Annotated in this window: 12 protein-coding genes; 7 read left to right on the forward strand and 5 right to left on the reverse strand. The window is 67.0% G+C overall.

Features of this window, described 5'->3' with window-relative positions:
* The coding region (locus AC1D12_RS14920; RefSeq protein WP_477841221.1) for an EamA family transporter at positions 1-456 on the forward strand (456 nt) is incomplete at its 5' end.
* Positions 457-464: 8 nt separating this feature from the next.
* Here AC1D12_RS14920 and rfaE2 read toward each other — a convergent pair.
* The 3 genes from rfaE2 to AC1D12_RS14935 form a co-directional block, all read right to left on the reverse strand.
* Complete coding sequence (gene rfaE2, locus AC1D12_RS14925) at positions 465-953, reverse strand: D-glycero-beta-D-manno-heptose 1-phosphate adenylyltransferase (protein ID WP_477828138.1); 489 nt, start codon at positions 951-953, stop codon at positions 465-467.
* Positions 953-1,825, reverse strand: a complete 873-nt coding sequence (locus AC1D12_RS14930) for a ferritin family protein (RefSeq protein WP_047501823.1) — start codon at positions 1,823-1,825, stop codon at positions 953-955. Before AC1D12_RS14930 ends, rfaE2 begins: the two co-directional genes overlap by 1 nt.
* A gap of 77 nt (positions 1,826-1,902) precedes the next feature.
* Positions 1,903-2,835: a MerR family transcriptional regulator gene (locus AC1D12_RS14935; RefSeq protein WP_047501825.1), complete on the reverse strand. Its 933-nt coding sequence runs from the start codon at positions 2,833-2,835 to the stop codon at positions 1,903-1,905.
* Positions 2,836-2,964: 129 nt separating this feature from the next.
* Here AC1D12_RS14935 and AC1D12_RS14940 point away from each other — a divergent pair, with 129 nt between their 5' ends.
* A complete protein-coding gene (locus AC1D12_RS14940; RefSeq protein ID WP_477826972.1) occupies positions 2,965-3,573 on the forward strand; it encodes a glutathione peroxidase in 609 nt (202 codons plus the stop codon).
* Between the two features lie 430 nt (positions 3,574-4,003).
* Here the strand turns inward: AC1D12_RS14940 and corA are convergent, their stop codons facing one another.
* A complete protein-coding gene (gene corA / locus AC1D12_RS14945) occupies positions 4,004-4,963 on the reverse strand; it encodes a magnesium/cobalt transporter CorA (RefSeq protein WP_477841224.1) in 960 nt (319 codons plus the stop codon).
* A 261-nt stretch (positions 4,964-5,224) separates the two neighbouring features.
* Between corA and hpf the strand changes: the two genes are divergently transcribed.
* The 3 genes from hpf to hprK all read left to right on the forward strand — a co-directional run bounded on the left by hpf (position 5,225) and on the right by hprK (position 7,333).
* Positions 5,225-5,563 carry a ribosome hibernation-promoting factor, HPF/YfiA family gene (gene hpf, locus AC1D12_RS14950; RefSeq protein ID WP_047501829.1) on the forward strand — a complete coding sequence of 113 codons (339 nt, stop codon included), beginning with the start codon at positions 5,225-5,227 and terminating at the stop codon, positions 5,561-5,563.
* A gap of 311 nt (positions 5,564-5,874) precedes the next feature.
* A complete protein-coding gene (locus tag AC1D12_RS14955) occupies positions 5,875-6,345 on the forward strand; it encodes a PTS sugar transporter subunit IIA (protein ID WP_047501831.1) in 471 nt (156 codons plus the stop codon).
* A 31-nt stretch (positions 6,346-6,376) separates the two neighbouring features.
* Positions 6,377-7,333, forward strand: a complete 957-nt coding sequence (gene hprK, locus AC1D12_RS14960; protein ID WP_465111587.1) for an HPr(Ser) kinase/phosphatase — start codon at positions 6,377-6,379, stop codon at positions 7,331-7,333.
* Between the two features lie 479 nt (positions 7,334-7,812).
* Here hprK and fur read toward each other — a convergent pair whose 3' ends face one another.
* The gene (gene fur, locus AC1D12_RS14965; RefSeq protein ID WP_047510768.1) at positions 7,813-8,238 is read right to left on the reverse strand and encodes a ferric iron uptake transcriptional regulator; all 426 of its coding nucleotides are present in this window, start codon (positions 8,236-8,238) and stop codon (positions 7,813-7,815) included.
* Between the two features lie 107 nt (positions 8,239-8,345).
* Between fur and AC1D12_RS14970 the strand changes: the two genes are divergently transcribed.
* On the forward strand, positions 8,346-8,885 hold the full coding sequence (locus AC1D12_RS14970) for an outer membrane protein assembly factor BamE (RefSeq protein ID WP_052212979.1): 540 nt from the start codon (positions 8,346-8,348) through the stop codon (positions 8,883-8,885).
* Positions 8,882-9,691 (forward strand): 4-hydroxy-tetrahydrodipicolinate reductase, encoded by an 810-nt coding sequence (gene dapB / locus AC1D12_RS14975; RefSeq protein ID WP_477824705.1) that lies wholly within the window; start codon positions 8,882-8,884, stop codon positions 9,689-9,691. The genes AC1D12_RS14970 and dapB overlap by 4 nt, the downstream gene beginning before the upstream one ends.
* Positions 9,692-9,693 lie beyond the last annotated feature (2 nt).

Genomic DNA, 9,693 nt, shown 5'->3' on the forward strand with positions numbered 1-9,693 from the left:
CGGCCGGCCGTCGGCGCGCACCAGTGGATCGGCGACGCGCTCGGGGTGACGGCCGGCGTGCTGTGGGGCGCGACCACGCTGTCGATCCGCGGCACGAAGCTGTCGGGCGCCTCGGCCGAGAAGACGCTGCTGTACCAGCTCGGCGTGTCGGGTGTGCTGCTGACGCTGGGCGCGCTTGCCAGCGGGCAGCCGCTGCCGCACGCGCTGTCGCCGCTCGCCTGGGGCTCGCTCGCATTCCAGGTGGTGGTGGTCACGTCGGCCAGCTACCTGATGTGGTTCTGGCTGGTGCGTCACTACCCGGCGACGCGGCTGGCCGCGTTCACGCTGCTGACGCCGGTGTTCGGGCTGCTGCTCGGGCTGTGGCTGCTGGGGGAGCCGATCACCGCGCGGCTGGTGGTGGCGCTGGCCGGTGTCGCGATCGGGATTGCGGTGGTGAACCGGCCGGCGAAGGCCTGATCAGGAATTCAGGCGCGGATGCGCTTCACCAGGGCCGTCGTCGAGTAACCGTCGACGAACGGGATCGCCAGCGCCTGGCCGCCCCAGCTGCGCACGAGCCGCGTTTCCTCCAGCGTCTCCATGTCGTAGTCGCCACCCTTCACGTACAGGTCGGCCCGCACCTCGCCGAGCAGCGCGACCGGCGTCTTCTCGTCGAAGAGGGTCACCAGGCTCACGCTCTCCAGCGCGGCGAGCACGCAGGCGCGGTCGGTCTCGGCGTTCAGCGGCCGGTCGGGCCCCTTGCCGAGCAGGCGCGCCGACGCGTCGCTGTTCAGCCCGATCACCAGGCTGCCGCCCAGTTCGCGCGCCTGCGCGAGGTAGCTGACGTGACCGCGGTGCAGGATGTCGAACACGCCGTTCGTGAACACCAGCGGGCGCGGCAACGCGGCCAGCCGCGCGGGCAGCTGCTCGCGCGGGCAGAGCTTGTCGAGGAACGACGCCACCGGGCCGTCGTGCATCAGGCCGGCTGCGCGCCCGGGCCGGCGCCCTTGGCTGCGGCCGCGATCGCCGCCGCCATCTCCTTGCGGAAGCGGTTCAGCTCCTGCACGCTCGCGAAGCTGCGTTCCATCAGCAGGCTCATGTTGTGCAGGATGCGCTCGACGACCTTGGTCTCCCAGACCGCGTCGAACTGGATCTGGCGATCCAGCCACTGCTCCAGCCACTCGGGGTTGGGCAGGCGGCTCTGGATGGTGTCGCGCGGGAACAGCTTGACGTTCACGTGCAGGTTGGTCGGGTGCAGCGCCTGCGCGGTGCGGCGGGCGCTGGCCATCAGCACGCCGACCTTCGCGAACGCGGCACGCGCTTCATCGCCGAACTTCTGCATCGCGCGCTTCATGTAGCGCAGGTAGGCACCGCCATGGCGGGCTTCATCGCGTGCGAGCGTCTCGTAGATGGCCTTGATCACCGGCTCGCTGTGCCATTCGGCGGCGCGGCGGTACCAGTGGTTCAGGCGGATCTCGCCGCAGAAGTGCAGCATCAGCGTCTCGAGCGCCGGCGCCGGGTCGAACTCGAAGCGGATCGCGTGCAGCTCCTCTTCGCTCGGCACCAGGTCGGGCCGGAAGCGGCGCAGGTACTCCATCAGCACCAGCGAGTGCTTCTGCTCCTCGAAGAACCAGACGCTCATGAAGGCGGAGAAATCGCTGTCATCGCGGTTGTCGCGCAGGAACATCTCGGTGGCCGGCAGCGCCGCCCACTCGGTGATCGCGTTCATCTTGATGGTCTGGGCTTGCTCTTCGCTGAGCTGGCTGCCATCGAACTGATCCCAGGGAATGTCGGTGTCCATGTTCCATCGGACAGCCTCGAGTTGCTTGAACAGTTCGGGGTAAAGCATGGTAGGGCCTGTGGAAGTCCGGCGGCATTCTAGACGGGCCATCGTGACAGTCCGTCACATGACAGACGACATGAAGGTTATCGCGCGGCTTGTTCGCGCCAGCGCCGCAGCGCGCCCTGCAGGTCGCCGAGCGTCGCCAGCGCCGTGATGCCGGCTGGCGTGCGCCGGTGCAGCACCGGTGCCGCACCGCCCACCCACACCTCCACCGGCGGCGCGAGCTTCGCCCGCAGCTCGACCAGGCTGTCGGTGACCTGCTGCGGGTGGGTGGCGCCGCTGAAGGCCAGCACGACGATGTCGGACCGGAAGGCCCGGGCTGCCAGCACCGTATCCCACAGCGGCGTCTGCAGCCCGAGCGAGGTGCAGTGCGCGCCGTCCACGCCCAGCAGCACCTCGGCCAGCAGCAGCCCCAGCCCGTGCGGCTCGCCCGGGAAGGTGGTCAGCAGTACCTTCGGCCGTGCCTCGGCCGGCGGCTGCGGCAGYAGGTACAGCGCCTGGCGCATCACGCCGTGCAGCACCTCGGTGCAGGCGTGCTCCTGGAAGATCTCCAGCTGCCCGCGCATCCAGGCGTCGCCGACCAGCGTATTGAGGGGGACCACCACTTCCACGACGAAGCGGGCGAGGCCCAGGCTCAGCTGGGCCTGCGTCAGCAGGCGTCGCAAGGCAGCCAGGTCATGGGCACGAACGAGTTCGAGGTACTGGATCAAGGCCGGCGCGACCGGTTCGACGGGGCGGGCTGCGGCGGCGCGGCGCACCGGTTCGGGGCTGCTCTCGCTGAGCCGGCGCAACTCGTCGATCGGCATGCCGACGACCCGGCCGGGCCGGTGCCCGCCATCCATCAGCCGGCGCACGATGCGCAGTTTCTCGACCTGGTCGAGCGGATACGAGCGCTCGCCGAGCGCATCGCGCTGCGGCAGCGGAAAACCGTAGCGGCGCTCCCAGACCCGCAAGGTGTCCTTGCTGAGCCCGGTGTCGCGCTCGACGGCGGAGATCGACAGGGTCGGGGCTTTCATCGTGGCGCGCCCGGGTTGACAAGCGGCCCGCGCAGTTCAACATCGTCCAGGGCAAACCCGGACAATGACGACAAAATTGAGCGATTCGTTGACATCGACACCCATCCTGACTTGAACGAGCCCACCCGCATGATCCGCTTCCGCCACTTCCGCCACTTCCGCCACTTCCGACTTCCCCTCGCACTCGCCTGGACCGTGCTCGCCGGCGCGCTGCTGGCACCCGTTGCCGCCTCGGCGGCCCCGGCCTGCCCGGCCTTGCTGGACCGGCAGGCGCTGCGCCTGCAGGACGAGAAGCCGCAGAACCTGTGCCAGTACGCCGGCCAGGTCGTCGTGATCGTCAACACCGCGAGCTTCTGCGGCTTCACGCCCCAGTACAAGGGCCTGGAGGCGCTGTACCAGCGCTACCGCGACCGCGGCCTGGTCGTGCTGGGATTCCCGTCCAATGATTTCGGCGCGCAGGAGCCGGGCTCAAGCAAGGACATCGCCGACTTCTGCGAAAACACCTTCGGCGTGAAATTTCCGATGTTCACGAAGACCCGCGTGGCCGAGTCTGGCGGCGCGCAGGTCGATCCGCTGTACGTGGAACTGCGCAGGCGGACCGGCGCCGCGCCGAAGTGGAACTTCCACAAGTACGTGGTCTCGCGCGACGGCAGCGCGGTGCAGAGCTTCGCCAGCACGGTCGAGCCCGATGACGCGGCCTTCGTGCGCGAGATCGAGCGCCAACTCGGCGCGAAGTGATGGGCCGGGCACGCCGCTTCGATGTCACCGGCCGCGCCGACGCCCGGCGCCGGGTCACATCGGGACATGTTTTTTTTCGGTGAATGACGGAACTCACGGGAACACTGGGCGTCTCATCCCTCCAGAGACGCGCCGGGGCGCATGCCTGCGGCACGTCTCTGGATCCGGTTCTTGCGTTGCACAGCCGGCCTGCTCCGCAGGCTGAAATCCCGAGGCGGTTCTCCTCCTCCCTCCTCCCTCCCTCCTTCGCCGCGGGGCGCTGTGCAGCGGTTTTTATTCCCGGCCCGGGCCCGTGTGCCCCGGCCGCCTCGACCTTCCTGGTCGACGGGGCCTGAGCGGCTTGATCAGGTAGCGCCCGTGGATCCGGCTCCGCCGGGCCACCCGGCGCGCGCCCTCGAGGGGGCGCGCGGCGCCTCGGGGGCGGGGGTCATCAAAGCCAGCCCTTGCGCCTGAAGTACCAGAACGGGGCGATCACGCTGAGCACCATCAGCACCAGCGCGTACGGGTAGCCGAGCGACCAGTCGAGCTCCGGCATCGCCTTGAAGTTCATCCCGTAGATGCTCGCGATCAGTGTCGGCGGCAGCAGCGCGACGCTCGCCACCGAGAACAGCTTGATGATCTTGTTCTGGTTGATGTTGATGAAGCCGACCGTCGCGTCCATCAGGAAGTTGATCTTGTCGAACAGGAACGCGGTGTGGCTGTCCAGCGAATCGATGTCGCGCAGGATCTGGCGCGATTCCTCGAACTGCTCGGCGTTCAGCATGCGGCTGCGCATCATGAAGCTCACCGCGCGSCGCGTGTCCATCAYGTTGCGGCGRATGCGGCCGTTCAGGTCTTCCTYGCGCGCGATCGCGGCCAGCACCAGCGCGGCGTCGCTGTCGGTGATCTCCTTCTTCAGCACGCGCGCGCCGACCGCCTCCAGGCTGTCGTAGATGCCTTCGAGCGCATCGGCGCTGTACTCGGCATCGGCGTCGTAGAGCTTCAGCAGCACGTCCTTCGCGTCCTCGATCAGGGCCGGGATGCGGCGCGCCCGCAGGCGCAGCAGCCGGAACACCGGCAGGTCTTCGCCGTGGATCGAGAACAGCACCTTGTTGTGCAGGATGAAGGCGACCCGCACGTTGCGCGGGGTCTGGTCGTCATCGATCAGGAAGTCGGAGCGGATGTGCAGCTCGCCGTTGTCTTCTTCGTAGAAGCGGGCCGATTCCTCCAGGTCGTCGTCGACCACGTCCTCGGGGATGGTGACGCCGAAGTGCTCGGCGATCCAGCTCTTTTCCTCGGGGGTGGGCGCTTCGAGGTCGACCCACACCGGCGTCACGTGGGCCAGCGTGTCGGCGCTCGCGATCTCTTCCTGAAACAGCCGGCCGTTGACCAGCGTGAACACATTCAGCATGCAAGGGCTCCGGCAGACGTTCAGGTCAACGGCGGATTATCACATCGCTGAAAACGTCGACCTTCTCACGCCTGCCGCGCCGCGTCCAGCACGGGGCGCCGATACCAGGGTTTTGCGGGTGTCTTTAGCTTGTCACACCCCGCGTGCAGGTGCACACTGGTTTCAACGACCTCCCGGTCCACCCTCTCCTCACGCATCGCCTCATGCCGTTCACGGCGACCCCCTCCCAGCTTCCCCCCCACCTCTGCGAAAGGAGATCTCATGAATTTGACGATCAGCGGACACCACCTCGAGGTGACGCCAGCACTCCGTGAGTATGTGCTCACAAAGCTGGATCGGATCACGCGTCATTTTGACCAGGTGGTGGATATCAACGTACTGCTATCCGTCGAGAAGCTGAAGGAGAAGGAACGCAGGCAAAAGGCTGAAGTCACGCTGCATGTGAAGGGAAAGGACATCTTCGTCGAGAACTGCCACGAGGACCTCTACGCCGCCATCGACCAGCTGATGGACAAGCTGGACCGGCAGGTCTGCCGCCACAAGGACAAGCTGCAGGACCACCACCATGTGGCTGCCAAGCGGATCGATGCGACCTTGTGAATCCGCCACCCGCGGTGAAATCCGCGGATGCGACCGTCGAGCGGCCTGCGGGCCGCTTTTTCTTTCGGCCGGCGCAGGTGCCGGTTGGGTTTCTGCAAGGTTTCGCCCGCACTTGGTGCGCCGACCCCCTCGAACCGGGTCGGTACGTTGCTGCAATGCAGCGTCGCGTGCAGAATTTGGCCTTCGGCGGGGCAGTCCGACGTTGCGCCGTCAACCCGGTTTCTATAATTTCCCGTTAAGACTGACACGGCATACCGCCGTGGCACATCGCCGAATGAATGCCTCCATCCGAGGCCAGAAGTGACCCGCCGATGAATCGACTCGCCGCCATTCTCCCCGTGACCAACGTCCTGATCGACGTGGAGGCCACCAGCAAGAAGCGTGCGTTCGAGCATGCGGGCCTGCTGTTCGAAAACCAGCACGCCATTGCGCGTGCCACGGTCACCGACAACCTGTTCGCCCGCGAGCGCCTCGGTTCCACCGGGCTGGGCCATGGGGTTGCAATTCCGCACGGCCGCATCAAGGGCCTGAAGAATCCGCTGGCCGCCGTGGTGCGCGTGCAGCAGCCGATTCCGTTCGATGCACCCGATGACGAGCCGGTCAGCCTGCTGATCTTCCTGCTGGTGCCCGAGGCTGCCACGCAGCGCCATCTCGAGATCCTCTCCGAGATCGCCGAGATGCTCAGCGAGCGCGAGCTGCGTGAGCGCCTGAAGAGCGAGGCTCCGGCCGCACGCGTGCATGAGCTGATCTCCAATTGGGAACCGCTGAAGTCGGTGGCATGACCCCGTCGGCGGGGTTCGGCGGGGCTGGCGCGTGAAACCGTCGGTCATCAGTGCGGAGGCGCTGTTCGAGGAGCACCGCCCGGCGCTGCGCTGGGAATGGATTGCCGGACATGCCCATCCGGAGCGCCGCTTCGACGAGGCGGCGGTGCGCAACGCGCAATCGGCGGCCGACCTGGTCGGCTACCTGAACTACATCCACCCGTACCGCGTGCAGATCGTCGGGCGGCGCGAGGTCGCCTACCTGCAGGATGCGTCGCTCGAGGACCAGGAGCGTCGCATCCAGCGCATCGTGACGCTGGAGCCGCCGGTGGTGATCGTCGCCGACAAGCAGGTGCCGCCGAACCGGCTGGTCGCGTTGTGCGACCGTGCCGATATCCCGTTGTTCGTCACCGACGAATCGGCCGGCCATGTGATCGACGTGGTGCGCGGCTACCTGAGCCAGCTGTTTGCCGAGCGCACGACGCGGCACGGCGTGTTCATGGACATTCTCGGCGTCGGCGTGCTGCTGACCGGCGAATCGGGCCTGGGCAAGAGCGAGCTGGGGCTGGAGCTGATCTCGCGCGGGCACGGGCTGGTGGCCGATGATGCGGTCGACCTGTTCCGCATTTCGCAGACGGCGCTCGAGGGGCGTTGCCCGGAGCTGCTGATGAACCTGCTGGAGGTGCGCGGCATCGGCCTGTTGGACATCAAGGCGATCTTCGGCGAGACCGCGGTGCGCCGGAAGATGCGGCTGAAGCTGATCGTGCACCTGGTGCGCAAGGAGACGCTGGACCGTGATTTCGAGCGCCTGCCTTACGAGCCGCTGAACGAGGACATCCTCAACGTGCCGGTGCGCAAGGTGGTGATCGCGGTGGATGCGGGGCGCAACCTGGCCGTGCTGGTCGAGGCGGCGGTGCGCAACACGATTCTCCAGCTGCGCGGCATCGACACGTATCGCGAATTCATCGAGCGGCATCAGCGGGCGATGCAGAACCCAGACATGGAGTGAGGTTGCCCTGCCCGGGCGGGGGGCCGGACGCTGCGCTGTACGAGCAGGTTTCGCCCTGCCGGGCGAGTCACTTTCATTTGTCTTGCCAAATGAAAGTAACCAAAGCAAAGGCGCTTTGAAAACCATACGGTTCGTTCAGTCTCGCTGCGGACAACACTGACGCTTCGGCTGCACATCCCCGTTCATTGGGATTGTTGTTCTCCCGCTCCCCTCGACTCGCTCGCTTCGCGTCGCATCGTCATGCACCAGCGACGGCGCGGCGTCATCCAGGCGATGCGCAGCGAGTCGGGTGGAGAAGAACGGCCAACAATCCCAATGAAAGCGGGGCACAAGCCGAAGCGTCAGTGTTGTCCGCAGCGAGACTGAACGAACCGTATGGTGTTGTATTGAGGCCCTTTGCTTTGGTTACTTTCATTTGGGCCTCAAATGAAAGTGACTCGCCCGCCGGGGCGAGTCCCGGCCCCCGCCCGGGCAGGGCTCTACTTTTTGTACTCGCAGTTCTTCTTGGTGCACACCGCATACAACGCCAGCGCATGGTCCTGCAGCTCGAAGCCCCGCGCGTGCGCGATGTTCTTCTGCCGCTTCTCGATCTCGGCGTCGTAGAACTCCTCGACCTTGCCGCAGTCCAGGCACACCAAGTGGTCGTGGTGCTTGCCCTCGTTGAGCTCGAACACCGCCTTGCCCGACTCGAAATGGTTGCGCGACAGGATGCCGGCCTGCTCGAACTGCATCAGCACGCGGTACACCGTCGCCAGCCCGATGTCGGCCCCTTCGACCAGCAGGGCCTTGTAGACATCCTCCGCGGTCATGTGCCGCTGCGTGGTGTTCTGGAACACGTCGAGGATCTTGATGCGCGGCAGCGTGGCCTTCAGGCCGCTGCTCTTGAGTTCGTCGGCGTTGGACATGGCAAATCTCGGTGGCGCTGCAAGGGCAGGGCGGCCGGAGCCACCCGCTAGAATCGCCGAATCATATCGAGGTTGATGCCCGCTTCCCGGCGCGCACGCACATCACCATGCGTTCTTTCCCGTTCCTGGCGCTGGCCGCCGCTGGCGCCGCGCTGTCTGCAGGCTCGCTCACCGGCTGCAGCTCGCTGCAATCCTCCGACAACTTCCTGGGCGTCATCACCCCCTACCGCGTCGAGGTCGTGCAGGGCAACGTGCTGACCAAGGAGCAGGTGGCGCTGGTGAAGCCGGGCCTGACCCGCGCCCAGGTGCGCGACGTGCTCGGCTCGCCGCTGCTGACCGACACCTTCCACGCGAACCGCTGGGACTACGTCTTCACGATCAAGCGCCAGGGCGCCGAGCCGCAGCAGCGCAGCGTCGTCGTGCTGTTCGACGGCGACAAGATGGCCAGCATCAACGCGCCCGAACTGCCGAGCGAACGCGACTTCGTGCAATCGATCGACACCTTCAAGACCTCGCGCAACGCACCGCCGCTGGCGTTGACCGAAGAGCAGCTGAAGGCGCTGCCGGTCCCGCCGAAGCCGCCCGAGCCCGCCGCATCGGCGCCCGAGGGCCCGATCCGCAGCTACCCGCCGCTCGAGCGCTCATGAGCGCCAGTCCGTTGCGCATCGCCATCGCCGGCGCGAGCGGCCGCATGGGCCGCATGCTGGTCGAGGCTGTCACGGCGACCGACGACGTCGTGCTCGCCGGCGCGCTCGATCGCTCCGGCAGCCCGGCGCTCGGCCACGACGCCACCGCCTGGCTCGGCCGCACGAGCGGCGTCACGATCACCGACGACCTGCGCGCCGGCCTCGCGAACGCCCAGGTGCTGATCGACTTCACGCGCCCCGAAGGCACGCTCGCCCACCTGGTGGTGTGCCGCGAGCTGGGCGTCAAGGCGGTGATCGGCACCACCGGCTTCAGCGATGAACAGAAGGCCGCGATCGCCGACCATGCGAAGCACCTCGCGATCATGATGTCGCCGAACATGAGCGTCGGCGTCAACGTCGCGTTCAAGCTGCTCGAACTCGCCGCCCGCGCGCTGAACGAAGGCTACGACATCGAGGTCATCGAGGCCCACCACCGCCACAAGGTCGACGCACCGAGCGGCACCGCGCTGGCGATGGGCGAGGTGGTGGCCAAGGCGCTGGGCCGCGACCTGAAGGACTGCGCGGTCTACGGCCGCGAAGGCGTCACCGGCGAGCGCGATCCATCGACGATCGGCTTCGCGACGGTGCGCGGCGGCGACATCGTCGGCGACCACACCGTGCTGTTCGCCGGCACCGGCGAGCGCATCGAGATCACGCACAAGAGCTCGAGCCGCGTCACCTACGCGCAAGGCAGCTTGCGTGCGGCCCGCTTCCTCGCGTCGCGATCGAGCGGGCTGTTCTCGATGAACGACGTGCTGGGCCTCTGAGC

Source organism: Rhizobacter sp. P1_G5, from assembly GCF_056405435.1.

What these genes read in the sequence shown, in the direction of transcription:
- rfaE2 (WP_477828138.1), bottom strand. Translation starts at nt 953, where the DNA reads ATGCACGACGGCCCGGTGGCGTCGTTCCTCGACAAGCTCTGCCCGCGC.
- hpf (WP_047501829.1), top strand. Translation starts at nt 5,225, where the DNA reads ATGAATTTGACGATCAGCGGACACCACCTCGAGGTGACGCCAGCACTC.
- AC1D12_RS14955 (WP_047501831.1), top strand. Translation starts at nt 5,875, where the DNA reads ATGAATCGACTCGCCGCCATTCTCCCCGTGACCAACGTCCTGATCGAC.
- AC1D12_RS14940 (WP_477826972.1), top strand. Translation starts at nt 2,965, where the DNA reads ATGATCCGCTTCCGCCACTTCCGCCACTTCCGCCACTTCCGACTTCCC.
- AC1D12_RS14970 (WP_052212979.1), top strand. Translation starts at nt 8,346, where the DNA reads ATGCGTTCTTTCCCGTTCCTGGCGCTGGCCGCCGCTGGCGCCGCGCTG.
- AC1D12_RS14930 (WP_047501823.1), bottom strand. Translation starts at nt 1,825, where the DNA reads ATGCTTTACCCCGAACTGTTCAAGCAACTCGAGGCTGTCCGATGGAAC.
- fur (WP_047510768.1), bottom strand. Translation starts at nt 8,238, where the DNA reads ATGTCCAACGCCGACGAACTCAAGAGCAGCGGCCTGAAGGCCACGCTG.
- dapB (WP_477824705.1), top strand. Translation starts at nt 8,882, where the DNA reads ATGAGCGCCAGTCCGTTGCGCATCGCCATCGCCGGCGCGAGCGGCCGC.